At 64.7% G+C, this 26,209-nt stretch carries 25 protein-coding genes; 4 read left to right on the top strand and 21 right to left on the bottom strand.

All coding sequences use genetic code 11. The annotated features are described in order from the left end of the window. Positions 1-8: 8 nt before the first annotated feature. On the bottom strand, positions 9-1,325 hold the full coding sequence (aptA, locus tag ACSR1C_RS09935; protein ID WP_460259035.1) for an omega-aminotransferase AptA: 1,317 nt from the start codon (positions 1,323-1,325) through the stop codon (positions 9-11). An 80-nt stretch (positions 1,326-1,405) separates the two neighbouring features. Then, positions 1,406-2,905, bottom strand: a complete 1,500-nt coding sequence (locus tag ACSR1C_RS09940) for an aminotransferase-like domain-containing protein (RefSeq protein ID WP_460259034.1) — start codon at positions 2,903-2,905, stop codon at positions 1,406-1,408. A 265-nt stretch (positions 2,906-3,170) separates the two neighbouring features. Here ACSR1C_RS09940 and ACSR1C_RS09945 point away from each other — a divergent pair, with 265 nt between their 5' ends. The 4 genes from ACSR1C_RS09945 (at position 3,171) to ACSR1C_RS09960 (ending at position 7,664) form a co-directional block, all read left to right on the top strand. Continuing rightward, positions 3,171-4,313: an extracellular solute-binding protein gene (locus tag ACSR1C_RS09945; protein WP_460259033.1), complete on the top strand. Its 1,143-nt coding sequence runs from the start codon at positions 3,171-3,173 to the stop codon at positions 4,311-4,313. Positions 4,314-4,425: 112 nt separating this feature from the next. Beyond that, a complete protein-coding gene (locus tag ACSR1C_RS09950) occupies positions 4,426-5,520 on the top strand; it encodes an ABC transporter ATP-binding protein (RefSeq protein WP_460259032.1) in 1,095 nt (364 codons plus the stop codon). Between the two features lie 3 nt (positions 5,521-5,523). Further along, positions 5,524-6,447, top strand: coding sequence for an ABC transporter permease (locus ACSR1C_RS09955; protein WP_054538036.1), 924 nt, complete (start codon positions 5,524-5,526; stop codon positions 6,445-6,447). Beyond that, positions 6,444-7,664, top strand: a complete 1,221-nt coding sequence (locus ACSR1C_RS09960) for an ABC transporter permease (protein ID WP_460259031.1) — start codon at positions 6,444-6,446, stop codon at positions 7,662-7,664. The genes ACSR1C_RS09955 and ACSR1C_RS09960 overlap by 4 nt, the downstream gene beginning before the upstream one ends. Positions 7,665-7,698: 34 nt before the next feature. Here the strand turns inward: ACSR1C_RS09960 and ACSR1C_RS09965 are convergent, their stop codons facing one another. The 19 genes from ACSR1C_RS09965 to ACSR1C_RS10055 all read right to left on the bottom strand — a co-directional run bounded on the left by ACSR1C_RS09965 (position 7,699) and on the right by ACSR1C_RS10055 (position 26,188). After that, positions 7,699-8,268 carry a PqiC family protein gene (locus tag ACSR1C_RS09965; RefSeq protein ID WP_460259030.1) on the bottom strand — a complete coding sequence of 190 codons (570 nt, stop codon included), beginning with the start codon at positions 8,266-8,268 and terminating at the stop codon, positions 7,699-7,701. Between the two features lies 1 nt (position 8,269). After that, positions 8,270-10,348, bottom strand: a complete 2,079-nt coding sequence (locus tag ACSR1C_RS09970; RefSeq protein WP_460259029.1) for a PqiB family protein — start codon at positions 10,346-10,348, stop codon at positions 8,270-8,272. Further along, entirely contained in the window at positions 10,345-10,977 is a 633-nt protein-coding gene (locus ACSR1C_RS09975; RefSeq protein WP_460259028.1) for a paraquat-inducible protein A, read from the bottom strand. The genes ACSR1C_RS09970 and ACSR1C_RS09975 overlap by 4 nt, the downstream gene beginning before the upstream one ends. Continuing rightward, complete coding sequence (locus ACSR1C_RS09980) at positions 10,944-11,597, bottom strand: paraquat-inducible protein A (RefSeq protein WP_460259027.1); 654 nt, start codon at positions 11,595-11,597, stop codon at positions 10,944-10,946. The genes ACSR1C_RS09975 and ACSR1C_RS09980 overlap by 34 nt, the downstream gene beginning before the upstream one ends. A 353-nt stretch (positions 11,598-11,950) precedes the next feature. Further along, on the bottom strand, positions 11,951-12,757 hold the full coding sequence (locus ACSR1C_RS09985; RefSeq protein ID WP_460259026.1) for an energy transducer TonB family protein: 807 nt from the start codon (positions 12,755-12,757) through the stop codon (positions 11,951-11,953). Continuing rightward, complete coding sequence (locus ACSR1C_RS09990; protein ID WP_460259025.1) at positions 12,754-13,122, bottom strand: ExbD/TolR family protein; 369 nt, start codon at positions 13,120-13,122, stop codon at positions 12,754-12,756. The genes ACSR1C_RS09985 and ACSR1C_RS09990 overlap by 4 nt, the downstream gene beginning before the upstream one ends. A gap of 28 nt (positions 13,123-13,150) precedes the next feature. Next, a complete protein-coding gene (locus ACSR1C_RS09995; protein WP_460259024.1) occupies positions 13,151-13,492 on the bottom strand; it encodes a biopolymer transporter ExbD in 342 nt (113 codons plus the stop codon). Positions 13,493-13,523: 31 nt separating this feature from the next. After that, positions 13,524-14,228, bottom strand: a complete 705-nt coding sequence (locus ACSR1C_RS10000) for a MotA/TolQ/ExbB proton channel family protein (RefSeq protein WP_460259023.1) — start codon at positions 14,226-14,228, stop codon at positions 13,524-13,526. Beyond that, on the bottom strand, positions 14,225-14,632 hold the full coding sequence (locus tag ACSR1C_RS10005) for a hypothetical protein (protein ID WP_460259022.1): 408 nt from the start codon (positions 14,630-14,632) through the stop codon (positions 14,225-14,227). Before ACSR1C_RS10005 ends, ACSR1C_RS10000 begins: the two co-directional genes overlap by 4 nt. A gap of 141 nt (positions 14,633-14,773) precedes the next feature. Beyond that, positions 14,774-15,580 (bottom strand): heme ABC transporter ATP-binding protein, encoded by an 807-nt coding sequence (locus ACSR1C_RS10010; RefSeq protein WP_460259021.1) that lies wholly within the window; start codon positions 15,578-15,580, stop codon positions 14,774-14,776. Between the two features lie 7 nt (positions 15,581-15,587). Then, a complete protein-coding gene (locus tag ACSR1C_RS10015; RefSeq protein ID WP_460259020.1) occupies positions 15,588-16,679 on the bottom strand; it encodes a FecCD family ABC transporter permease in 1,092 nt (363 codons plus the stop codon). 6 nt (positions 16,680-16,685) lie between these two features. Then, a complete protein-coding gene (locus ACSR1C_RS10020) occupies positions 16,686-17,549 on the bottom strand; it encodes a heme/hemin ABC transporter substrate-binding protein (RefSeq protein ID WP_460259019.1) in 864 nt (287 codons plus the stop codon). A 2-nt stretch (positions 17,550-17,551) separates the two neighbouring features. Then, complete coding sequence (locus ACSR1C_RS10025) at positions 17,552-18,601, bottom strand: hemin-degrading factor (protein WP_460259018.1); 1,050 nt, start codon at positions 18,599-18,601, stop codon at positions 17,552-17,554. Positions 18,602-18,800: 199 nt separating this feature from the next. After that, positions 18,801-20,750 carry a TonB-dependent receptor plug domain-containing protein gene (locus ACSR1C_RS10030; RefSeq protein ID WP_460259017.1) on the bottom strand — a complete coding sequence of 650 codons (1,950 nt, stop codon included), beginning with the start codon at positions 20,748-20,750 and terminating at the stop codon, positions 18,801-18,803. Between the two features lie 213 nt (positions 20,751-20,963). Further along, positions 20,964-22,013 (bottom strand): HlyD family secretion protein, encoded by a 1,050-nt coding sequence (locus tag ACSR1C_RS10035; RefSeq protein WP_460259016.1) that lies wholly within the window; start codon positions 22,011-22,013, stop codon positions 20,964-20,966. An 11-nt stretch (positions 22,014-22,024) separates the two neighbouring features. Continuing rightward, positions 22,025-23,689, bottom strand: a complete 1,665-nt coding sequence (locus tag ACSR1C_RS10040) for an MFS transporter (RefSeq protein WP_460259015.1) — start codon at positions 23,687-23,689, stop codon at positions 22,025-22,027. A gap of 11 nt (positions 23,690-23,700) precedes the next feature. Further along, positions 23,701-24,153, bottom strand: a complete 453-nt coding sequence (locus ACSR1C_RS10045; protein WP_460259014.1) for a MarR family winged helix-turn-helix transcriptional regulator — start codon at positions 24,151-24,153, stop codon at positions 23,701-23,703. 197 nt (positions 24,154-24,350) lie between these two features. Beyond that, positions 24,351-25,736 carry a sensor histidine kinase gene (locus ACSR1C_RS10050; RefSeq protein ID WP_460259013.1) on the bottom strand — a complete coding sequence of 462 codons (1,386 nt, stop codon included), beginning with the start codon at positions 25,734-25,736 and terminating at the stop codon, positions 24,351-24,353. Beyond that, a complete protein-coding gene (locus ACSR1C_RS10055) occupies positions 25,697-26,188 on the bottom strand; it encodes a putative pterin-binding protein (protein WP_460259012.1) in 492 nt (163 codons plus the stop codon). Before ACSR1C_RS10055 ends, ACSR1C_RS10050 begins: the two co-directional genes overlap by 40 nt. Positions 26,189-26,209: the final 21 nt, after the last annotated feature.

Below are 26,209 nucleotides of genomic sequence, written 5' to 3' on the forward strand. Positions count from 1 at the left end.
CGCGCCGCCTAGATCGCCTGCCCCAGCACATTGCGCAGGATATCCACCATCTGCCCGATCTCGTCTTCGGTGGCGACGAAGGCCGGCGCAATGATCAGCGCGTCGCCCGTCGCCTTCACATGCAGCCCGGCCTCGAACAGCAGGCGTTGCACCGCCATGCCCTTGGCCCCCGGTTCGGCCCCCGGCGTCAGTTGAACGCCCGCCAGCATGCCATAGCCGCGCAGATCGGACACATGCGGCAGGTTGCGAAGCCCAAAGATCGCATCCAGAAAGACCGGCGACAGCGCCCGCGCGCGCGCAAACAGGTCGTCGTCGCGGTAGATGTTCAGCGATGCCAGCGCGGCGGCGCAGGCGACCGGATGCGCGGAATAGGTGTATCCGTGCATCAGCTCGGGCCGGTCCTTGCCGGCGGCCGCGGCGAACACTGCGTCCTGGATTTCGGTTTTCACGCCCACCGCGCTCATCGGAACGGCGCCGTTGGTCAGGGCCTTGGCCATGGTGACGATGTCCGGCGTGACCGCGAATTCCTGCGCCGCAAAGGCCGACCCGGTGCGCCCGAAACCAGTGATGACCTCGTCGAACACCAGCAGGATGCCATGGCGATCCGCGATTTCGCGCAGGCGGGTCAGATAGCCCTTGGGCGGCACGATGGTGCCGATCGAGCCTGCGATCGGTTCAACGAACACCGCCGCGATGGTTTCGGGACCGTAGGTCTTGCAGATCTCTTCCAGATCGTCGGCCAGATGCGCGCCATCGTCGGGCTGACCGCGGGTAAAGCGCTGATCCGCGTTCCAGGTGTGGCGCATGTGAACCACGTCGCAGGTGGCCCCGGAAAAGTCGCGCCGGTTGCCCACCATCCCGGCCAGCGAGGTGCCGCCAAGATTGACGCCGTGATAGGCCCAGGCGCGCGACACGAAGCGCGTGCGCTGCCCCTGCCCCCTGGCCCGATGATAGGCCAGCGCGATTTTCATGGCGCTGTCCACGGCCTCTGACCCGGATGAGCCGAAGAACACCCGGTCGATGCCTTCGGGCAGCAAAGCGGCCAGCCGTTCGGCCAGTTCGAACGAGACAGGAGCGGCGCGCTGAAAATGCGGGGTAAAGTCCAGCTCCATCAACTGGCGGCTGACGGCCTCGGCGATTTCGGGGCGTCCGTGGCCCGCCGCACTGCAAAACAGACCCGACGATCCATCAAGCAATTCGTCGCCCTGGGGCGTCCAATAGCGCACGCCTTTGGCCTTGGCGAAAACCTGCGGGCTTTGCTTGAAGGCGCGGTTGTTGGTGAAGGGCAACCAGTGGTGATCCATCGTCGTCGCCTGCATATTCATGGCGCGCAACTCCTGTGTAAGCGGTTGGTCCCACGCTAGCGAATACCGCCGGAACAGGGCTAGAGCCACAGCATAGAAACCTAGGTGCCAGACGACCGCGACCGCTGCGCCCGCTCCTGCGCGATCACCCGCGCCAGCAGGGCGATACCCGGCGCGATCTTGCGCGCCTCGATCGCGCCGAAGCCCAACCGCAAGCGGTTTGTCGGCACGTTCGGACCACAGTAATGCACATCCCCCGCCTCGATCAGCAGCCCCGCCTGTTCGGCCCGTTGCTGGACCCCCCGCGCGCTGATCCCCTCGGGCAGTGCCAGCCAGATACCCGAGCCCCCGGTGGTCATCGTGACGGCGCAATCCGTCAGCTCGCGGTCGATCTCGCGCATCATCAGCTTCCACTTGGCGGCCAGGTCCCGGCGATGGCGGCGGATATGGGTGTCGTAATGCCCTTCGGCCAGAAACAGCGCCATCGCCCGCTGCGCCAACGCCGAGGGGTGGCGATACATCAGCCGCCGCAGCGCGCGCAGCTCGCGGATCACCGGGGCCGCGGCGGCGACAAAGCCCAGGCGCAGGCCCGGAAACAGCGGCTTGGTCAGGCTGCCGATGTGAATGACCCGCCCCGACACATCCAGACTTTTCAACGTCGGGTGCTGCGCGCCGATAAAGTTCAGCTCATGCTCGTAATCATCTTCGATGATCAGAAAATCGTCGCGCCGGGCGGCTTCCAGCAATGCAAGACGACGCTCCATGCTCATGGTGACATTGGTGGGGGCCTGATGCCCCGGCGTGACATAGACCAGCGCGGCGCCGGAAAAATCGCCCATGCGCATGCCGTTGTTGTCCACCGCATGGGGCACGAGCTGCCCGCCCTGCGCGGCAAAGATGTTGCGCGCATCCACATAGCACGGGTCTTCCAGATGCACCTGCGCACCGGGCCTGCAAAACAGCGCCCCGGCCAGAAACAGCGCGTTCTGCGCCCCCACCGTCACCAGCAGGTTCTCGGGCCCCGCCCGGAACCCGCGATGCGGCAGGATCCGGCGCTGGATCTGTTCGATCAGCATCGGGTCGTCGCCATCCACCAGATCGCCGACCCAGGCATGGGCGTGCCGGCGCGTGCCCGCCATCCGCACGCAATCGCGCCACCGCGTGATCGAGGTTTCGTCCGCCCCGACCTGGCCATAGATAAACGGATAGGCATAACCCTTCCAGTCGCCACGCTTGACGATATTGGGCTGGCGCGAATAGCGGCCGGTCATATGTGCGGTGAAATCAACCGCTTCCACCGGCTCGCCCGGCCGGACCAGGCCACCTACATCGACATTCAGCTTGTCGCGCACAACGCTTTCATCGACGAAATACCCCCGGCGGCTGACCGCGCGGATATAGCCGTCCTGCGCCAGCCGCTCGTACACCAGCATCACCGTATTGCGCGACACGCCGATCTGCGCCGACAGCACCCGGCTTGCCGGCAGCGGATCATAGGGAGAGACGGACCCCGCCAGGATCGCCTCGATCAGGCGTTCCTGGATCTGCTGCTGCAGGGTCTGCCCTGCGTTGAACGGCGGTTCGAAAATTCGTTCAAGCATCTGGTGCCCGATTCCTTCGGCGTTTCACGGCAAGGCGCAGCCTGATGCCAAAGACATAGGCACTCCAGCCCCGCCACGCTGCGCGAACGGCCCTGGCACCATAGTTATTGCGGCTTGGCTCTAAGCCCGCAGGAAAACCCTAACCTAACATTTTTGCAAGCGCAGAAACTGCGGGCGACCGAACCGGCCCCTGCTTTCGGGTCTCAGCATCGGCTCGGTCCCGCGCCCAAGATGAAAACGATAAAATGAACCAATGGGGAACCTTATGACCACAACGCCACGCACGCTCCGCAATCTGAACCGCCGGCGCTTTTTGAAAACCTCGGCGGCCGTCGCGGCCGGGCTTGCCACGCCCGCGATCGTCAGCCGACAGGCGCTGGCCTCGTCGGGCGAGATCAACATCATGATGTGGTCCGACTATCTGCCGCCCAGCTTCGTCGAGGCGTTCGAGGGCAGCACCGGCATCAAGATCAACTTCACCGGCATCGGCTCGAACGAAGAGATCATCAACAAGCTGAAGGCCACCGGCGGCGAAGGGTTCGACATCGTGTCGCCCACCGTGAACCGCAACCTGCTCTGGGCCGAACTGGGCCTGCTGCAGCCGTTCGACATGACCAAGATCGCCATCGAAAAGGTCAACCCGGCGATGGCGCTTGGCGATGCCCACTGGAATTTCGACGGCAAGGGCAGCCACTGGGTGCCACATATCTGGGGCACCGAAGGCGTGGCCTGGCGCACCGATCTGTTCACCCCGGCGGGCGAGTTCCCCTCCTACTACGACATCTGGGACGATGCCAACGCGGGCAAGACCATGGGCCGCGGCCACTCCATGCTGCTGGGTCTGGGCCTGGGTCTGGAACGGATCGGCGAGCTGGAGCCGGGTTCGATGTGGGCGGCCTATACCACCCCCGAAAAGATGACCGAGGTCTGGACCAAGGTCGTCGATCACGCCATCGCCAAGAAGGGCAACATCAAGCTGATCTGGAACGATGCCGACACCCAGAAGAACGGGCTGCTGAACGAAGGCGTCATCGTGGGCCAGACATGGGACGGCCCGCCGATCGCGCTGAAAACCGCGGGCGAGCCGGTGATGTACCGCGCGCCGGTCGAAGGGGCGATGGCCTGGGTCGACGGCATGGCGCTGCCCACCGGCGCCAAGAACATCGAGCAGGTCTATGCCTTCATCGACGCGTGCTACAACCCCGAATGGGCCGGCACGGCGATCCAGACCCATGGCTATAACAGCCCGGTGCTGGGCGCCGATGCCTTTGGCGGCGAGATCTATGCCCAGAACTTCGCCGATGCCTATCCCGGCGAGGCGCTGGCCAACCTGAACGCCTGGCCGGCCGAAGGGCCGTGGTATTCCGAGATGCGCACGGAATTCACCAACAAGTTCCTGTCGGCCTGACACGGGCAAACCGGGCCACGCGCCCGGCCACGGGCGGGGGACCACCCCCGCCCTTTTCCTTTCCCAGGCCGCCGACCCCGGCGCGGCCCTTCCCAGCGGACCCAAGCCCGACATGCGCAACAGAACCGTCCTTCTCGATCACGTCTCCATCCGCTTTGGCGATTTCACTGCCGTGGACAATGCCAACCTCAAGATCGACAGTGGCGAGTTCTTTTCGTTCCTCGGCCCGTCTGGCTGCGGCAAGACCACGCTGTTGCGCTGCATCTCGGGGTTTTCCGATCCGACCGAAGGCAAGGTGCTGATCGGCGGCAAGGACATGAAGGGCGTCGGCCCCAACAAGCGGCCCACGGCGCTGATCTTTCAGCATCTGGCGCTGTTCCCGCTGATGAGCGTGGCAGAAAACATCGCCTTCCCGCTGGAGGTGCGCGGCGCATCGAAAAAAGACCGCCGCAAACGGGCAGATGAATTGCTGGACATGATCGCGCTGCCCGGCATCGGCGACAAGAAAGTGTCGGAACTGTCGGGCGGCCAGAAACAGCGCGTGGCCATCGCCCGCGCATTGGCGGTGCAGCCCGACATCCTGTTGCTGGACGAACCGCTGTCGGCGCTGGATCTGAAACTGCGTCAGCACATGCGCGCCGAGCTGCGCGCGATTCAGCAGCGCGTCGGCGTCACCTTCATCTATATCACCCACGATCAGGGCGAGGCGCTGACGATGTCGGACCGCGTGGCGGTGATGAACAGCGGCGTGATCGAACAGGTCGGCGCGCCGAACGTGATCTACAACGCCCCGCGCACGGCGTTCGTCGCGTCCTTCGTCGGCGAAAACAACGCCATCTCCGGCAAGGTCGCGGGCCAGGCCGAAGGGATGGTCACGCTGAACACGCCCGTTGGTCCGGTCAGCGGCCGCGCCGCGGGCGGGCGCAAGTACAAGCCGGGCGAGCAATGCAGCCTGTTCATCCGCCCCGAGCAATTGACCCTGGCCGGCGAGGCCGGGCCGAACACGATCAGCGCCACGTTGCGCAGCCAGGCGTTCGAGGGCGCCAGCACCCATCTGCTTGCCGATTGTGCCGGCACCCGTCTGCGGCTGAGCCAGATCAACACCGGGGCTGCGGCGGCGCCGCTTGCCCCCGGCGCCGCGCTGACGCTGGCCTTTGCCCCGGAGCATGCCACCGTGCTGCCCGCCGGTCCGATGGCATCGGAATAACCCATGGGAAATTTTCGCACCGCGTTCAACAGCTTTGCAGGCCGCCACGGCATGGGCGTGGCCCTGTTCGTGGCCATCGCCGTTGCGGCCTGGGTGATCTTGCTGATCGTCCTGCCGCAGCTTTCGATGCTGGATTATTCGTTCCGTCACAACCTTCCGGCCAGCCAGATCGGCGGACCGGATGACACCTACACGCTGGAAAACTATCGCTATTTCATGTTCGGCAATGACGACGGGCTGAACACGCTCGATATCGGCATCCTGCTGCGCACGCTGATCGCGGCGGTATTCGTGACCATTCTGGACGTGATGATCTGCTATCCTATCGCCTTCATCCTTGCGCATTCGGCCAGCGGGGTATCGGCGCGGCTGATGGTGATCGGGCTGATCATTCCGTTCTGGGTCAACGAGATCCTGCGCGCCTTTGCCTTCCGGGTGCTGTTCGGGGCGACCGGGCTGATCAATTCGGTCGGGCTGGGCATGGGGCTGTGGGATGCGCCGGTCGATTTCATCCGGGCCGATGTCGCGCTCTATTCGGGCCTTGCCTATGCCTATATCCTGCTGATGATCTTTCCGATCTACAACGCCGTCGAGGCGCTGGACCGCGCCCAGATCGAGGCCGCGCGCGACATGGGCGCGCCCTGGTGGCGGGTGCATTGGCGGATCGTGCTGCCGATCGCCAAGCCCGGTATCGCCTCGGGCGCAACGATGGTGTTCATGCTGACCTCGGGCGCGCTGGCCGCGCCGCAAATCCTGGGCGGGCCCAGCAGCCTGTGGTTCACGCAGGTGATCTATCAGTGGTTCAACCAGTCGTCGAACTGGCAGCGCGGATCGGCCTATGCGGTCATCCTTTTGCTGGTCTGCATCGCCTTCGTGACGCTGATGATGCGCGTCTTCAAGGTTTCGGTCGGGGAGATCGGCAAATGAACCCGCGCGGATCGGTCTTCAGCGCGGCCTATGCGCTGGCCTTCTTCACCTTCCTGTTCGGCCCGCTGATCATCATGGTGATCACCGCCTTCAACTCGTCGCGCTTTCCGCGGGTCACGCCGTGGGAATGTTTCACCACCGGCTGGTTCAACGTGCTGATCACCAATGACCGGCTGATGAGCGGGCTGCTGTCGAGCCTGTTCATCGGCATCGGCGTGATCGTGGTGGCGGTGCCCGTGGGGCTGGCCGGCGCGCTGGCCCTGTCGGAGCTGAGCGCGCGGCTGCGCGCGACGCTGTACACCGTGCTGATCGTGCCGATCCTGATCCCCGGCGTGGTGCTGGGCATTTCGACAATCGTGTTCTGGGGGCAGATCGGGCGCACGCTGGGCGGCCCGGCGCAGGCGTTTTTCTACAACGGCTATTTTCTGACGATCGCCGGTCAGGTCACCTTTATCTCGGCCTATGCGATGCTGGTCTTCATCGCGCGGCTGCAACGGTTCGACGCCACCCAGACCGAGGCCGCGCTGGATCTCGGCGCCAGCCCCGGGCAGGCGTTCCGCAAGATCCTGCTGCCGTTTCTGGCCCCCGCGATCGGATCGGCGGCTTTCATCACGCTGCTGGCGTCGTTCGAGAATTACAACACCACCGTCTTCACCATCCTGTCGGGCAACACCTTTACCACCGCGCTGGCCTCGAAGGTGCGGCACGGCACCGATCCGTCGCTTTCGGCGCTGGCGGTGATCATCATCTCGATCACCCTGATCGGCGCGCTGACGCACGAGGCGTATATCCGGCGCAAAACGCTGCTGGACAGCGGCAAGGCGGAGCAATCGGCGATTTTCGGCAACCCGGTGCTGCGGCTGCTGACCCATCCGGGCACAGTGCTTGCGCTGTTGCTTGGCATCGCCGGCGGGCTGGTCTGGCTGGGCAGCAAACATGACAGTTCGGTCTGCGAAGCCGGCATTCTGGAAGAAAAACGAGCCATCCAGCGCCAGTTGCAGGAAGAGCAGCGCGCCCGGATCGACGCGCAAAAAGACGCGGGCACCGATACACAGACGCAACTCCCGGCAGAGGGAAAACCGGCAAACCCGTCGCCGTTCGGGAACGCCTTCACCGGCGGTCTCGCCCCGGCAGAGGACGCAGCCCCGTCACCCGCGAACCCGTCACCCTTCGGCGGGGCATTCGCCCCCGGCGCGCTGGCCCCGTCCGGCGACTGACGGTCAGCCCGGCACCACCGCAGCCCTGCGCGTGTTACCGTGCAAGGGTGCGCGCGATATCTTCCGACAGGCGCAGCAGGGCGGTCGCCTGCGCATCCGCGACGCCGGGCAGGCCTTGGCCTGCGGCGACAGGCACCGCAATGTCAAAGCTGGCCGCGCGCTCCGGATAGACCCGCCCGACGCCGCCGACGAAATACTGCCCCGACAGCCGGAACACCCCATCATGCCCCGCGATGAAGCGGTCCACCCGGATATCGACCTCGGCATCCGGCACGCCCACGAACGGCCAAGGATCAGAGGCCACGATGGCGGTCAGGATCTGATCTAGCTGCCGCGCCACCTGCAGCGTGGCGGCGCGTTCCGGGATGTCGGCCCACAGTTCGTTGCGGCTGGGGCGGATGGCCCCGCCCTCGACTTCGACCGCGATTTCCTCGGCCGCGGCGTATTCGGGCAATTCGATGGGTTTGACCAGAACCCCGGACAGAGAGGTGCGCAAACGCAGATCGGATTGCGCGGCGTCGACCGGATAAAGGGTCGGCGGGGCCGAGGAACAGGCCGCCAAAAGGGCAAGGCCAGCCGCGGGCAGGATGTGGCGCAGGATCATGTCATCGTCCCATTATCAGTGAATTTGGATTGCGCTGGATCGCGCGGGCCAGCGCGCTGATGGCGTCGGCGGCGGTCTGGACCGTGCGCAAGGTGGCCAGGGCCTCGATCTGGAACCGCGACCGTTCGCCATAGGCCGACAGCACCGTTTCGGCCTGACCGGCCGCGTCTTTCAGGCGGGTCAGAATCTCTGGCAGGTCATTGGCCGCGTTCTCGATCGCGGTGGCGGCCTCGGTGGCGGATGCGAGGGTCGCGTTCACATTTTCGACGGCGCCCCCTTCGCGCAGTTCGGCCAGGAACAATCGCACCTCGTCCAGCGCGCCCGACACCGACGCGGGCAGCGCTTTGGTATCCTCCGATCCGATCAGCGCGTCGATCGAGACCAGCGTGGCCTCGGCCTCGGCCGCCAGCCCTTCGAGATCGAGCGCGTTGGCCTTGGCGGCAAGCGCGTCGAGCTTTTCGGTGATGCCCGGGAAATCTTCGGACGCGGTGGCGATGTTGGCGGCCGCCGTATCCGCGCTTTCGATCGCCGAGACGAGCTTGGCGACGGTTTCCTTTTCCTGAACCTGCGTCAGGATCGCGTTGATTTCCGCCAAAGAGGCCCGCAGTTCCGCCGGAACCGCGACCACATCCGCCGACCCGACAAGGGCGCGGGCCTCGTCGATCAGGGCCAGCGCGGCGCCGGGGGCATCGCGCAGCGCCTGATCGCGGGCAAGCGCGTCAATGCTTTTCATCGTGTCGATGGCGGTGTTCAGCACCTCGTCGATGGGCAGCGAATTGATCTTTGCGAACACGCTTTCGGCGGTTGCGGTCACGTCGGCGATTTCTGACGGGGCGGTGGGCAGCACCGGATAGGGCTCGGCATCCAGATCAAGCTGTGCCGGCGGCGCGTCCGGCAACTCCACCAGTTCGACAACAAGCGACCCGGTCAACAGGCTGCCCGTGGCCAGCCGCGCCCGAAGGCCGCGCCCCACAAAATCCGACAGATAGGCAAGCGCATCCTCGGGGGTTGCGCCCTCTTCCAGGCCCAGACGGCCCGGCTGTATCGCGATGTTGGTCAGAAGCTTGACCCGTGGCGCGGCTGCGCTGTTGTCGACGAAGGCCGACAGCCCGGTGACCTTGCCCACCCGGATCCCGCGATAACGCACATCGGAGTCGGCGGTCAGGCCGGCCACCGATCCTTCAAACAGAACCGATACCGTCACCTCTTCGGCCAGCGGATCGGCAAAGATGCTTTCGCGGGCGGCTTCCTCGTCCGGGTAGATGTCGAACCGCACATCCGGCCCAAGCGGGTCACCGCCCGATACGATCGTGTCAAAGGCGATCCCGCCCTCGACCAGCGAGGCCAGGGAATTGACATCAAGCGTCACCCCCGACGCCCCCAGCGAGACCGAAAAGCCCGACTGATCCCAAAACCGCGTGGCCGTGGTGATCTGCCGGTCAAAGGGCGCCTCGATGAAGGCGGTGACCAGAACCCCGTCGCCGGCCGGGGTCAGCTTGGGCTCTTCGATATAGCCGACCTTGATGCCCTTGTGCAGAACCGGCGCACCATCGGCCAGCTGATTGCCGTCCTTGGCCTGCAGGGTGATCTTCGTGCCGCGCTGGGTCGCATTGGCCAGCGGCGGCTCGGCCAGCCCGGCAAAGCTGCGCCGCGCGGTGCCGCGCGTGGTGTTCCAGCTGCCTTCGATGAAAACCCCCGCCAGAACGGTGTCCAGGCCCGAAATGCCGCGCACGCTGACCCGTGGCGTGACCACCCAGAATTCGGCGTCGTCATCCAGATAGGGCAGCACCACCTGATCCATCCGCACCGAGACCAGAACCTCGTTCAGCCCATCGGTGAAGGTGACCTTTTCAACTAGGCCAACCTCAACATCGCGGTATTTGACGACCGTTTCGCCCGCGACGATTCCCGACGCGTTTTCGAACGTGATCGCGATCAGCTCGCCCCGGTTCGCATAGGTCTGCCAGGCCAGCGCCAGCGACACGACAAGCGCGATGACCGGAATGACCCAGACCAGCGACAGCCGGCCCAGCGGCCCGCGCCCGGCGGGTTCGATCTCAAGATCTTCGGGGGTATTCATGACGCTACGGTATCCTTGTCCCAGATCAGCCGGGAATCGAAACTTTGCGCTGAAAGCATGGTAAAGGCCACAGACAAAGCGAAACTGACCGCGGCGATGCCGGGGTTGATCGTCACGACCGACTGCAACTGCACCAGCGCCGACAGGATCGCGACCACGAAGACGTCGATCATCGACCAGCGCCCGATAAATTCCACCACTTCAAGCAGCTTGTGCCGCTGATGCGCGTCCGCCTGCGCGTTGAACTGCACGCTCAGCGCCAGATAGATGATCGCAAGGAACTTGCCGACCGGGATCATCACGCTGGCGGTGAAGACCACCATGGCGACGAAATACGAGCCGTGATTGACCAGTTCGACCACGCCACCGACGATGGTGTTTTCCTGCTGCTTGAACAGGGTCCGGGTCAGAAGCATCGGATAGATGTTGGCCGGAATGTAAACGACCAGCCCCGCGATCAGCCAGGCCCAGACCCGTTGCAGGCTGGCCGGCTCGCGGCTATGCAGCGCGCGGTCGCAACGCACGCAACGCGCGATGCCCCCGGCATGGACTTTGCCACAGCGCCGACAGGCGATCAGCCCCGCGGCGCGCGCGGTCAGGGTCGTTCGGGATGTTCCAGTGTCGTCCATACGGTGTGCTTGCACATAAAGGTATCCTGAAGCGCGGTCACAAGAACCAGCGCGGCGAAGGCCCAGAAGGCGGGCCCGAGGGTGACGGACGCCATGCCCGATATTTTGACCAGGGCCACGCCGACCCCGACGATGAAGATCTCGGCCATGGACCAGGGTTTCAGCTTTTCCGCCAGCGCAAAGGCGCGGCGCGCGCCGGGAAACGGCGGCCGGTTCTGCGTCAGGGGCCACAGCGTATAGATGATCGCCCCCAACCGGATCAGCGGGATCAGCACGATCAGACCGGCGACCGCGACCGACAGCGGCACCATCAGGCCGCTCGAAAAGGCCAGCACGGCGCCAAGAATCGAGGTGGCGTGATGCAGCCCGCCCGCCGAAAGCGCCAGAAACGGAAAGAACATGGCCGCGCTCATCAGGATCATGGCGGTGACCGCCAGGCTGACGATCCGGGCAAAGGCGCCGGCGCGCGGCGCGATCAGCACCGTGCCACAGCGCTTGCAGCGCGCGCGTGCGCCTTTGGGCACTGCCGAAATGCGGTGCAGAACATCGCAATACGGGCAGGCAATCAGATCGTCCAATGGCGCAGGGGTGTCGGGGGCGGACGTCAGAACGGGCTCCACTTTCTCAAAACTCGTTTCACCATATCAGGTTTGCCCCCGAACAACACAACCGCGCGGCGCGGTCGTTATTTCCGAAAACCGGCGCCGATCCATCAACATTCCATCATTTCACTTTGACACATCACGCCCCGATAAACCAACGCCGCACCCCACCTGCGGTTCCGGTCTTTCTGGGCCTGCCCCCGCGACGGGACGAGACCGGCGGAACGGCACAGGCCGCTTCGCGAAAGCTGATCGGGATATATAGCGTGGAAAAATCGCGATGTTACCGGAAAAACCGGGATCGTTTCACCATTTCGGATAAACCGCATTCGGCCCCTGATCCGCGTGGCGCAACGCCAGAAGTCAAGCGGTTACCCCTTGCTTTCGAACCGCACCACAAAGCTGAGCTGCTGCCCGCCCGGCGGCGGCGGGAACGGGCCGGACCGGCGGATATGCTCGACCGCCACACGGTCGATCCGGCTGTCGCCCGAACTGGTGACGATGGACACACCGGCAATCGCACCCGAGCCGGCAATCCGAAAGGCCACCGCGGCGGTCCCCCGGGCCCCGGCGGATTTCTTGCGCTGCTGGGCGATCTTGCGCATGATCTGGCCCTTGTAGTTGCTCAGGCGGGCATTTCCGGGTGCGGCCCCGCTTGCACCTGTCGCGGTTTTCGCCGTCACGGCCTTGGCCGTTTTGCGACCGTCGGCCTGCCCGCGCGCACGGTTCTGCGCGCCATTGCCCGGTGACGCCTCGGGCGCCTTCGCGGCGGGCTTGGGATGCGGAGGCGGGTCTTGCGCCGTCAGGGTTTCAACCGGCGCGCTGGTCATCATCGGCGGGGCGGCGACGGCGGTATGTGGCGCAGGCGACGGTGCCTGCGCCGGCAGGTCGGCCGTCGGCAGCAACGGCACCTCTGTCGGCGTCACGGGGGTGGTTTCGGCCGTTTGGGCAGGCAGCGTTTCGGGCCGCGTCTGCACCGGGGGGGCGACCTGCGGGCGGGCCACGGCCCCCGTCACCATATCCTCGAAGGAATTGCCCAGCATCGCGACCTGAACCATGGTCCCGCCCTCGATCTGCACAGCCTCCTGCGTTCCCGTCGCCAGACCGGCCCCGGTCAGATGCATCACCACCGAACCGCTTAGCGCCGCCAGGGTCGCCATAATACCGCGCAGGGTCATTTCAGTTCCTTCTCGGTCACGATCAGAATTTTCCCGGCGCCGCCCGCGCGCAAGGCTTCGGCCACCTCCAGCAGGCGTTCTGCCGCAACGTTCCTGTCCGGCAGGATGCGGGCCTCGGGGGCGGCGCCGGTCAGGCTGCCCAGATACGCGGTCTCGGTCGCCCCCTGCCCCCGGTGGCTGAGCGTGCCGTCGGCATGCAGCACCAGCGCATCGGGCGGCGCGCTGCCCTCAAGCGCGCGGGTGGACACCAGTTGCAACGCGGGGTCCAGCGGCTGTGCCATGCTGCCCGCGACCAGAAAGAACACCAGCATCAGAAACACGATATTGATCAGCGCGATGGTCGGTTCGCCCTTTTCGCGTGTCATGGGGATGGATCTGCGCCGCATGCCGCACCTATCGGATCACGCTGAGCGTGGCATCGGGCACCGCGCGCAAAACCAAAAGCGCATCGGCCAACTGCTGCGCCGTGGCGTCCGCCCCCACGCTGAGAAGCATCCGCGCCTGCCCCGTGTCGCGCATGGCGGCGATGGCGGTTGCCGCGTCCCCCGATGACAGCGCACGCCCGTTCAGCGACAGCCCCGCCCCGGTCAGCCGCAGGAAAATCGGGCGGGTCCCGGACGGCTCGGCCATGCCGCGCCGGACCACCGCAAGATCGATCTGGCTGTAACGCGAAAAGGTCGAGCTGAGCATGAAGAACAGCAGAAGCAGGAAAATGACATCGATCAGCGATGTCATTGACAGCCGCCGCCGCCGTATCTGCCCCGCACTACGCCGCATGGCCCGCGCCGGGCTGCGCCCGGTATCCGGCAGGGTCCACCGCCGTCGCGGCGGGCCGGATCATGCCGGGGTTCAGCACCTCTTCCAGTGCTTCGTCGGCATAAAGCCGTTCGCGCGCGATCCGCGCCTCGAACCAGGTCAGGATCAGCGCGGTCGGCATCGCCACCGCCAGCCCGACCGCCGTGGTCATCAGCGCCACCCAGATGCCGCCCGCCAGAACCGACGGATCAACGCCCGCGCCCGCATCCTGCAGCGCACGGAATGCGTCGATCATGCCCAGAACCGTGCCGAACAGCCCCAGCAACGGCGCGATCTGCGCGATCGAATCCAGCAGCCTGAACCCCGATTGCAGCCGCCCGAACGCCGCCTCGGCGCGGGTAAACATCCGTTCGCGCAAGGCTGCGGTGCCGGCCCCCGCAAGACAGGCCTGCATCGCCTCGCGCAGCAGGGTCGCCACCGCGCCTTGCCGGTTGGCCAGTGTCGCGATCGCCTCGGCCCGCCGCCCGTCGCGCCACAGCGCCACCGCGCCGGTCAATCCGCGATGATGGCCCAGCCGCTGCCGCTGATATTCAGCCAGCTTGTAAAGCGTGATCGCCAGGGACAGCACCGACAGCCCCAGCAACAGCATGACCACCGGCCCGCCAAGCGCGACCAGCCCGGCGATGCGGTCATGCGCGGTTGCGGCAATGCTCATTGCAGCACCTCGATCGATACCCGTGACGACATGTCCGACGCTTCGGCACAGACCGGGTTTTCCGCTCCGCCTACGACGCAACTGCTGACCCCGTTGAACAGCACCTGCCCCAGCGCGGCGCAGTCGGTCGCCGGCACATCGAACTGGCGCACCCGCAGCTTGCCCGCCGGCGCGTCGCGAAAATCGAAAAGGGTCAGACGCTGCACCGCCCCGTCGCTGCCGATCAGCACGGTTTCATAGACCAGCTTGTCAATCGCCGTGCCGGTCTCGTTGCGAGTGGTGAAGATCAGGCGGCAGGCGCTGTCGACCTGCTCGGCCGCGTTCAGATCTACGCGAAGCGTGGCACCTTCGGCGACGGCGATTGCCGGACAGGCCAACAGGCAAAGCGCGGCGACTGTGTGCATCTTTGGTATCATATGTGCCCCGGTTTCTGGTCGCATCGCCGGGGCTGGCCTGAACGCTGGCGTGAGATGCGCAGTTTGGATATTGGATACTATTATCTGACTAAAACTGTCAAGTGTTCATACCCCTGGCGGCTGCCTTCTTTACTCTGCCGCCAGCTTGCCCGGCACGGGGGCCGATGCGCTGTGCGGCAGCACATAGGTAGCACCCCCGGGGGGCGCGGTATTGATACGCAGCGCACAGCCATAGGCGGCGGACAGATGCGCATCGGTCAGCACCTCGTCCACCGGCCCCTGCGCCCGAATCCGCCCGCCGCACACCAGCGCCACACGGTCGGCGAACATTGCCGTCAGGTTCAGGTCATGCATCACCGCGATCACCCCGCCGCCCGCTTCGGCATAGTCGCGCACAAGCTGCATCACGCCCAGCTGATGGCCTATATCAAGGCTGGAGACCGGCTCATCCAGAAACAGCCAGCGCGGCGCGCCATGGGCCACCGGCTCCCATATCTGGGTCAGCACGCGGGCCAGCTGCACGCGCTGCTTTTCACCGCCTGAAAGCTCCTGATACATGCGCCCGTCGAACCCGGCGAGCCCGACCCGGGCCAGCGCCTCGTGCGGCAGCGCCGCACGTTGGGCCGAGACCCCCGCCGTCAGGCCCAGCCGGACCACCTCCAGCACCGTGAACGGAAAGGCCAGCGCCGCCGCCTGCGGCAGCACGGCGCGGATCGCGGCCAGCTCCCACGGGGCCATCTGCGCCACCACGCGGCCGTTCAGCGTCACCGTGCCGCCATAGGGCACCTCGCCGGTCAGCGCCCGCAGCAGCGTCGTCTTGCCCGAACCGTTGGGCCCGACGATGGCCGTGACCTGGCCCGGCGCGGCGCTGAACCCGACCCCGTGCAGCACCGGCACCCGGCCCAGCCTGACTTGAATGTCCTGCGCGATCACCATCGCCGCCTCACAAATCCACAACGCTGCGGTTGCGCAGCAAAATCCACAGAAAGAACGGCCCGCCCAAGACGGCGGTCACGATGCCGATGGGCAGTTCCGCCGGGGCGATGACCGTGCGGCTGATGACATCGGCCAGCAACAGCAGGCTTGCGCCCAGCACCGCCGCGTTGGGCAGCAGGAACCGGTGGTCCGGCCCCTGCACAAGCCGCAACAGATGCGGCACCACGATACCGATGAAACCGATCCCCCCGGTCACCGCGACCGAGGCCCCGACCGCCGCCGCCACGCCCAGAATGGCGATATTCTTCATGCGCTGCACCGGGACGCCCAGATGCGCGGCCGCCGCCTCGCCCAGCGCCAGCGCGTTCAGCGCCCGCGCCAGAAACGGGCTGGCCGCCAGCGCCAGCACGATGATCGGCGCGGCCGAGGCCACCTTGCCCCAGGTCGCCCCGGCCAGCGACCCCATGCTCCAGAACGTCAGGTCGCGCAGCTGCGCGTCATCGGCGTAATAGACGATCAGCCCGGTCGCGGCCCCGGTCAGCGCCGCCAGCGCGATACCGGCCAGCAGCATGGTCGCGACAGAGGTACGCCCGCGCCGGGTCGAGATGTGATACAGCAGCAAGGTCGCGGCCCAGCCGCCGACGAATGCGGCAACCGGCACAAGGTAGCCCCCCACCGCCGCGACCATCGCCCCCGGCAAGGCCCCGCCCAGCACAATCGCCGCCACCGCGCCCAGCCCGGCACCCGCGCTGATGCCGACCAGCCCCGGATCGGCCAACGGGTTGCGAAACAACCCCTGCATCACCGCACCCGACACCGCCAGCGCCGCGCCCACCGCGACCCCCAGCACCAGCCGGGGCAGCCGGATGTCCCAGATGATCACCTGATCGCGGGCGCTGACCGGCTCGGCCAGACCGATCCCGGCCAGAACCGCGCGCAGCACCCGCGTGTCCGCCGCGGCGCCATGGCCCAGGCTGAACAACGCCGTGGCGCATAGCAGCCCCATCAGCCCCAGCCCGATCAGCGCGGCCCGGCGGCTGCGATCCCCCATCGGCGCGCGCAGCGGCCTGTCGCCGGGAATGCCTGTCAGTGCGACCATGACCCGTCAGCCCCCTGCCCCGTACAGCTTGGCGTGCAGATCCCGCGCCGCCGCCGCCGTGCGTGGGCCGAAGCCCAGCGCATAGCCGTCCACCTCTACAAATCCGCCCTCGCCGCCCCGGGCCGCCGGGGTGGCGGCGATGGCCGGATGGGCCAGGACATGTTCTTTTTGGGTGGTGTGATCACCGGCACGGGTCATCATCACGATGATCTCGGGGGCGGCCTCGATGATCGCCTCGTCGGTCAGAAGCTTATAGCCCGAGAACGCATCCGCCAGCACATTTCGTCCGCCCGCCAGCGAAATGATCCCGTCGGCGCCGGTGTCGCGCCCGGCCGCGTTCACCCGCCCGCCGGTCATCGACAACACGAACATCACCCGCTTGCGCGCCGGCAGCGCTGCATTCGCGGCTTCGATCTGCGCCAGATCATCGCCGACCCGCGCCGACAGCGCCGCCGCCTTGCCGGGCACACCCAGGGCCGCGCCCACCTGCTCGATCCGCGCGACCACGCTTTCGGTGGTGAAATCGTCGGAAATCAGCACAACCGGCACCGAGGCCGCCTGCAGGATGTCCAGGGTTTCGGGCGGGCCGCTGGTCGCGCGGGCCACGATCAGGTCCGGCCCGACCGACAGAACGCCCTCGGCCGACAATTGCCGCATATAGCCCACATCGGGCAGCGCGCTGACAGCCGCCGGGAAAACCGAGGTCGTGTCGCGCGCAACAAGCCGGTCGCCTTCGCCCAGCTCATAGATGATTTCGGTCACCGGCCCGCCGATGGCGACAATCCGGCGGGCCTCGGGGTAACCTTCGGCCCGAACCGGCCCGGCAAGGAGCATGAGCGCGCCGGTCAGCGCTGCGGCAAAGCGGCCCATATTCAGGCCTCCTCGACCACATGAAGTGCGGGCAGCGCAGCCACAAGGTCGGCCCAGCGGTCGAAATTGTCACCTTCATCAAAGCGGCGCCCGAAGATTTGCAGGATCAGCCCGCCCTCGGAATCGAATGCCTCGACCGACAGGGCCGGGCCGCGTTTGGTGGGCTTTTCCACCGCCCAGACCTCGGCGATATGGTCGCCGCGCAGGTGCAGGTTGAAACGCGGGTCCATCACGTTCAGCCAGGGGCCCATCGGCGTCAGCGTTTGCAACGGCCCCCAATGGATCTGGATGCAGCCCTTGTTGCCGACGAACAGGATGACCTCGACCCCGGTTTCCTGCAGCCGGGTCATCAGCCGGTCCACGGCGTCGGGCGCCAGCGGCCGCACGAACGGCGCGCCGACGCTGCGATACGCGCCCAGCCGGTTCATCTTCAGCTTCGCGGCCAGCCGGTTGAACTGATGCGTGTCGGTCATCGCCGCCCATTCCTGGCGCAGCGTTTCGACCTTTTCGGGATTGATGCGCGCGGGCTCTGCCGGGGCGCGGGCGGCGACCTCTATCCGGTCGGACTGATCGGGCAGCGCCAGCGCGGCCACGACCCTGGCCCAGGCCTCATGATCCGACCCCGCGCGCAGGAAGATCTTGTGCACCGCATCCCCCGCCGCATCGAACACCTGCAATGTGCGCCGCACCCCGGTTTCGGTTTCGATGGCAAAGCCGAACACCCAGTGTTTCGGGAACAGGCGCAGGTCGATCTCTTCGTTCAGGATCATCGCCGCGTGCTCGCCGCTGTGGTAATTATCGTAAAGCCCCACCTTTTCATGCACCGCCGAGATATTGCGGGTCAGCGCCATCACCTCGCCCAACTCGCGCGCCAGCGGCAGCAGCTTGTCGGGGTTGGCGTCGATCCGGGTGGCGCCGCGACCGACCTGGGCGACGACCAGTTCCGCCTCGCTGATGCCCAGCTGATCGGCCAGATCGCGGTCGCGGGTCTTGGGGCTGTCGATACGGGCTTGGCGGATTTGATCCGCGCTGAGGGGGGCAGGCTGCGCCATGTCGGCTCCTTTTCACATGTGGGGGAACGCGTGTCTGGCGCAACCGCCCCTGTCGGGCGCGGCGTGGCTGGGCGCTGATCTTGGGGCATTCAGGGATGACCCGATACCCGATCTTTTTACTATGATATGTCACCTCCCACAAGGTGGGAGGTGACGGCAGGCGCAAAGGGAATTCAGGGAGGATGCGCCCGCTATTCGGTCAGAACGTCTTGGCGAGGGTCAGCTTGAAGGTCCGGCCGGGTGCCTTGCGCGTGTAAAGATGTGGCTGATAGGCCTTGTCGAACAGGTTCTCGACGGCAAACCGCGCCTCTACCCCGTTGAACGCACCACTGTCAGGCCGGTAGGAGACACCAAGATTATGCACCGTCGAACTGGGGGTCGGATCGGTCGACCGCGTCATTTCGGCGTTGTGGACCACCTCCCAGTTCAGATCGAGCTTGTTGTCATAAAACCGCTTGCCCAGCGTCAGGCGGACGTTGTCGGCCGGGATGCCTTCCCAATCCTCATTCGGGGTGACGGTGCGATCCTCGCCCCGCATCATGGTCCCGTTCAGATCGGCGTAATAGCCGCTGTCCATGGCGTAGGAAAGCTCGACCTCCAGCCCTTCGATATAGACCTTGTTCACCCCGGAATAGGAGGTCAGATCCCAGGCCCGCGTCCGATAGATCGTCGCCTTGGCGGCCAGATTGTCATCTTCGGCCAGCAGCGAGTTGTTGGCATAGCCCAGGCCCAGCTCATAGGTCTGCGCCTTTTCGCTTTGCTTCATATAGTCCGGGTTGGTGAGGTCATCCATGATCGGCAGGTTTTCGGTATAGGCCGCGCTGGTGAATACAGACAGGCCGCTGTCCCATTCATACCGCGCCGAGACACCGCCCATCAGCGCGTCATTGTTATAATAGTCATAGCTGGGCCCGCCCACGCGCTGCGTCTCATAACGCACCGCCGGCGTTACCGTCAGGCCGCCATAGCCGATCTCGTCAATCGCAAAGAGGGCAAAGCGCTTGTCGGTTCCGCCGGGGGCCGAACTTGCATCAAGCCGCTTCTTGTGGATCAGCTCGCCGCCCGCCTTCAGATTGTGGCGCAGCGCGCCGGTGGTGAAGAAGGCGTCGTTGGTGACATTCAGCTTGGTCGTCTCGTACTGGTGATCGGCATTCACGATATCGGCCAGGCCGCCGGTCTGGCCGCTGACCCCTTCGCTGTCGATCTTCTGATCGGAATAGCTGAGCGTGGCGGTCAGATCGATCAGGTCGTTCCCCGCCGGGTTATAGGCGTATTCCAGCGTGGCGGTGGTGTCCTGCGTGTACCGGTCCACATTTCCGAACGCGCCGCCCGTGGTCGCGAACGTGTCATAGGGCACGTCTTTTTCATCGGTTTCGGTATAGCTCAGCGCCGCTGTGATGCTGTGCTGATCGTCATTGCCAAAGGTGTATTTGCCCTTCAGCAGGCCCGAGGGCAGCGAGAAACCGTCTTCCCCGATATCATCGCCGTTCCCGTCCTGCTGAACGCCCATGTCGCGGTAGACATAGTTGACCAGAAATTCGAGCTTTTCGGTCGGCTGCCAGGCCAGGATCGTCGAGCTGTCGAACCCTTCGCCATTGGAGGTGTAGGACAACGCCTGCCGCACGGCGAACCCCGGCGTGCCGCCGGTGAAGTCAGAGCCATCCTTCGTCTTCAGGATGACCACCCCGCCCACCGCGCCAGAGCCATAGGCGAACGACCCGACCGTGCCGCGGATCACCCGGACCTCTTTGTAAAGTTCGGGGTCGGTGAAAAGCTGCGTGCCGATCCGGTACAGTTCCTCCGACCCTTTCGACGCGCCATCCACCTGGATCAGCACCTTCTGGTCGGTGCCATAGGTGCCATTCGCACCGAAGCCCCGGATGTTGATGCCCGAACCCGCCGGGGTCGAGCCGTTTACCAGTGAAACACCGGGCACTGAATCCACCAGTTCGGCGATGGTGTTGGCCTGGCGGTCCTGCAGCTCTTCCTCGTTGATCACGGTTTCCGAGGCGGCCGTGTCGGTCTGGACGCTGCGCTTGCTTTCGCCAAGCACGATCGTCCCAAGGACCTCGCCCTCATACGTCTGCGCCTGGGCGGAATGTGCAACGGTTACGGCCAACGCGGCCGCCGCGAATCTTTGGGCAGTCATGGTTTCCCCTCGTTTTTGCCTGATGGACTGGCTTTCGAGAGGTTTCCCGTAGCTGGCTGAGTGCGTCGCTATTTTAGTTGACTGTTTTTGTCAAGAACATCTGGCCGAATATCCCGCCGTCGGATCACCCACGGGTCCTTCAGCCTTAAACCGGCCGGAAAGTGCATCTTTTTACCGCGCGACGCAGACACACGCCGGGTGCGGCCGGTCCGGTCACCTGTCCGCATAGGCCGTGTCGATGTGAACGACGACCGACAGGCCCGGCGCAAGAACCTCGCGCTGCGGCTGATCGGGGTCGATTTCGATCCGGACGGACAGCCGCTGGGCGATTTTCGTGAAATTGCCCGTCGCGTTGCTTCCCGACAGCAGGCTGAACTCGGATGCCGTGGCGGGGGCGAAATGCTCTATATGCCCGGTAAAGGCGCGATCCTGCAGCGCGTCCACGGTGAACGTGACCGGCTGACCGACCGTCATGCCATGCAACTGGGTTTCCTTGAAATTCGCGATGATCCAGATGTCCTGTGCGACATGCGACATCAGCGCGCTTCCGGCCGACACATATTGTCCGACCCGGGTGCCGATCTGGCCCAGCCGCCCGGCTTCGGGGGCTCTGATAACCGTGTTCTCAAGGTCGATGCGGGCCAGTTCCACCGCCGCCTCGGCGCTTGCCACGCCGGCCAGCAGCGACTGGCGCTGCACCTCGACGGATTTCAGGGCTTCCCGTGCGACCTCGATCTGGCTTTGCGCTTGCGAAACCTGCGATTCAGCCTGACGCAGCGCCAACTCTGTCTTATCGGCGGAACTGACGGAAATCACCCCCCGCTCCTGCAACTCTGTCACCCGTTTCCAATCCGACTGCGCCGACGCGAGAGCGGCCTGGGCAGAGTCAAGCGCCGCCTCGCGCAGGTGAAGCGAGGCCGTGGCCGAATGGCTTTCCTGTTCGCTGTTATCCAGTGCCGCGCGCGCGGCCTGCACCGTGGCGACCGCCTGGGCCAGTCTTTGCCGGTATTGCCGATCATCGAGCCGAACCAGAACCTGCCCGGCCTCCACCTCCTGAAAGTCAGTCACCGGAACGTCGGCCACATACCCCGACAGCTGCGGCGAAATGCTGGTGATACGGCCCCGGACATAGGCGTTTTCAGTGGTCGCGACCGTGTTCCGGAACGGCGGAAGCTGCCACGCGTAAAGCACGATAACGATGCCTGCAACGCCAAGGAACAGCGCGAGGAAAGTCGGGAAGTGACGTTTGATGTGTTTCTTCATGGCAGGTTCTTTCAGGCAGGCGTCGCCGCGCCCGCACGATGTTCGAGAAAGCGCAGAGCGCCAAAATGGATCAGCAGAACGCACAGGGCCGCGGTCGCCACCGACGACAGCGCCAGGAAGGCGTCGTTATAGGCCAGGACATAGGCCTGCGTGGACAGCTCGCCGCCGATGCTGGACACCGCCTGCGCCGAACGCAGGGCGGGATCCGGCAACGAAGACGCATATTGCGCGCCGATCTGGCCAATCCGTGCCGACAGGGCCGGATCGCCAATGATCAGCTGTTCCGACAGAACCTGGGAATGGAATGCCCGGCGGTGGTTGATGAACGTGGTGAACAACCCCGATCCCATGACGCCGCCCACGCTTTGCGTCGTCAGGAAGACAATCACGAAACTCAGAAGATATTGCGGCCCCTTGGCAAGCGCGGATAACAGCCCGTTCAGCAAGGCCGGCGGCAGGAAAAGTGCGCTCGCGAACGCAATCATGCCCTGGCTGACATACATCTGCTCGGGCCGGGTCAGGCTAGTTGCGTGGCTGTCCATGAACGCGCCGACCGCAATCAGGGCAAGGGCCACGATATGGAATTTCTCTTCCCGGCCGGGCTTTAGCAGTATCGCGCATGCGACACCGCCCGCGAGGCTTGCCAGGACGATAACGACAAACAGCGGCTTCAACTGCTCGGGCCCCATCCCCAGCGCACGGAACAGCCCGGGTGCGCCCGAACTCTGTTCCGACAGGATGATGCGAAAGGTCAAAAGCGCGCCGGTCAGGTGAAGGATGGCCGGGCTTGCCAGCCAGTGGATATCCAACAGCGGTGCCTTCCTGTTCAGCTCTATCACGGCTGCGACCGTCCCGGCGCAAAGCGAAACGAACAGCAGCTCGCCCAGCCATTGGGCAGAGGTCCACCAATATGTCGCGCCCATCAGGAAGGTCACCGTCAGGCCGCCCAGCGCCACGGCGATCAACAGATAGACCACGATATCAAGCGCCGAGATGACCTTGGCCCGGGGTTGCGGTGCAAGCGGCAGCATGAAGACAAGCGCCAGCGCGGTCAGCGCCATGCCCAACCCCATCACAAGCACCGAAGACCAGGATGCGTAAGACAGCAACTCGGGCGTGATGACCCGTGCCAGCGGTGTGCCCAGCATGATGACGGTCAGGGCCAGCGACAGGCCCATGCTCATCTTCAGCTTCGGCGGCAGCGGTTCCAGCATGTAGAAAAATGCAAGCGTCGACAGCGGGGCCGCCGCGCAGCCGCTGATGAACTGAACCGCAATCGCGGAATGAAGGTCCGACACCATCAGGCTCATCCCCGCCGCGACGACATAGAACACGATGCCAACCTCTGCGAAGGCCCGCAGCCCGTATTGGGTTCTGATCTTGATCAGCAGCAGCGGCAACGAAGCCCGAGGCGCCATATAGGCCGCCATCAGCCAGATCGCTTCGGTCTGGGTGGCGCCAATCTCGCCCGCGATCGTCTGAAGGTTGGCGGAAACGAAACCCTGGCCAAGGCCCTGCGACAACCCCAACATTATCGACGCCAGCACATAGGCCGCGGCGCGGGGTAACGGCATCGGGGTAAAGGGCGGGGCAGCTGGCGGCGCGGGGGACTGTTCCGGTTCCGCTGCCGCCGTGGCGACGGCGGATCCGTCGGGGCCGGGCTGGCGCTGTTCCACACCTTCCGTCCTCACGACCGGCCACTTTCCAGATTTCGGGTGACTTGTTCCAGCACGCGGCTCGCAGTCAGCAGGTCATCCTCGGAAATCCCGTCAAACAACTCTTCCTTCAGATCCTCGGTGAAGGTCAGAATTCGGTCGCCCCGCGCCCGCGCCAGCGGGGTCAGGAACAGCTGGCGCGTGCGCTTGTCGCCTTCCTGCGCGCGCCGTTCGACCAGCCCGCTATCTTCCAGCCCGTCCAGAATGCGGTTGACCGATGGCGTTCCGATCTCCAGCGCCTCGGCCAGTTCCGTTTGCGTCGCCCCTTCGCGCCGCTCGATTTCGAGAAGCGCGCGCGCCCGCGAATAGGTCAGATCCATGGACCTAGCACGCGCATCGAACAGCTTTCGCAGCAGCCTTACGAACTTGCCGGTATTGTCGAGGAACTCTTTTTTAGGGTCGCGATCCATCGCCTGCGCTTCCATGTCATTGCCTGGATAATGGTTGCATAGGCAATTATTATCCAGCTAATAGGGCTGCAACGGGAAATCAAGCGGAATTTCGGGCTTTTCGACAGGCCCACTGCGGCCCACCCCGCCCCGGCGGGAGACCGGCAGGACGGATCACCCGTGACCCCGATCACGGTGTCACGCCCTGCCGCCCCACATGAACTGAGTTCACATCAAACTGTGGGCAATTCGAAAAAGAAGGTTGTCCCGCGCCCGACTTCGCTGACGAAACCGATCGTTCCGCCATGGTTTTCGATGATCGTGCGCGCGATGTTCATCCCCAGACCCGTCCCGCCGCTCTGGCGCGTGTCGGACGCATCGGCCTGAGTGAACTTTTCGAATACCTTGTCGCGGAAGCCCTCGGCAATGCCGTATCCATGATCCTGAACGGACACGCGCACCTTGCGGCCCGTCCGCGCCAACGTCACATGCACCTGCCCGTTCGGGTATGAAAACTTCACCGCGTTCGACAGCAGGTTCAGCATGACCTGCATCAGCCGATCGTCGTCGCCATGCACGGTCACCGGCGTTTCCGTGCCCGAAATCGTAACCGCTATGTTGCGGGCTGGGTCGTAATTCCGGTTTGCCTCGACCGCGTCTTCGACAAGGGCGGACAGGTCGAGATCGCGGAACTGATAGCTGAGGCTGCCGGATTCGGATTTTTCGAGATCAAGAATGTCATTGATCAGCAAGGCCAGCCTGTTGCTGTTTTCATAGGCGATATCGACGATCCGCTGAAACTTGTCCGGCAACGGGCCAAGCGCGCCGCCCTTCATCAGGCCCAATGTACCTTTGATTGATGTAAGCGGTGTTCGGAGTTCATGGCTGACAGTCGACAGGAACTGCGACTTTGCCTTGTAGGCCAATTGCGCCTCTGCCAGCAGTTCGGCGTTTTCGGCGGACATTTTCCGATAGTGGCGCGAGTCCGCGAAAAACAGGGCCGCAACGAACAAAGAAACCACCCCGATCGCGGCGCTTAAAAACGCGATGAGTTTGGAGATGAGCCAAAGGTGCGTTCTGGCAAAGGTATCCTGATCGGACTGCTCGTGCTTGGCCGCCAGCGTATAGTCGTGCAGACCCTCGCGGTAGGAGCCGAATGTTTCGAGCATAGCCTTGGCCGCTTCGGTCTCTCCCCCCTTGAACGCCAGCACCACCGGATCCTGACGGCGCAATTCTTCGGCCAGTGCCGAAATGATATTCGCGGCGTCCGATCCCGCCGCCGCCGGCTGACCTGCCTGGCCGGCCGCGGCGATGTCCACCCGGCTCCATAGAATATCGAAACGAAACCGGACGTCATCCGCCGTCACATCAGGCGCGTCGTGCGCAAAGAGTGCCAACGCCTTTTCGAAGCGCATGAACTCGAATTCCATCTGGGTCGCAATCCATAGCGGACCGCCACGCTTTGTTTCGGACATCTCGTCCAACGTGCGCTGCATGCTTGTCAGCACCACGCCGTCGAGCCCCAATGTCACCAGAACAACGAGGACGACGACCCAGCGGAAGGCAGTAAATTTGGTAATCAGTGCGATGGAAGATGCTCCATTTTCGACAATTGCCATACCAGGCGATCGTTGAACAATGGTTCACGAAGCTCCTTGTGATCGTTCATGGGATAGATCACCCAAAGCGGCCCCTTGTCACGAACTGACATCCGCACACCGTTCTGGGACATCGCCAGAATAACGTTATAGTCGAGCGCTTCGCTCGCCGGCATTTCCGTGCTGTAATTGTTCAATGCCGTGAGCTTGATCGTATCGGACGGGTCAAGCGTGCCGTCGGGAAACACCGAACGCAACAACGGGCCGGAAAACGAAACGTCGCCCTCGACATAGTCGTTTGCGGTCAGGACCTCGACCTGTTCCAGGGCAAGCAACTCTTCCGCAGAGAATTCTTGGGTGATTGTCGTGCCATCCGCGATGGTCGAAGTCACGGTCAGCAAGGGGTCGGCCCAAGCGCATATAGGCAATGCCAGCGCCGCCCCCAGTAGCGTAGTCAACAGACGGTTCTTCATTCGGAAGGTTCCTTTTGCTTT

This window comes from Actibacterium sp. D185-2, assembly GCF_054954595.1.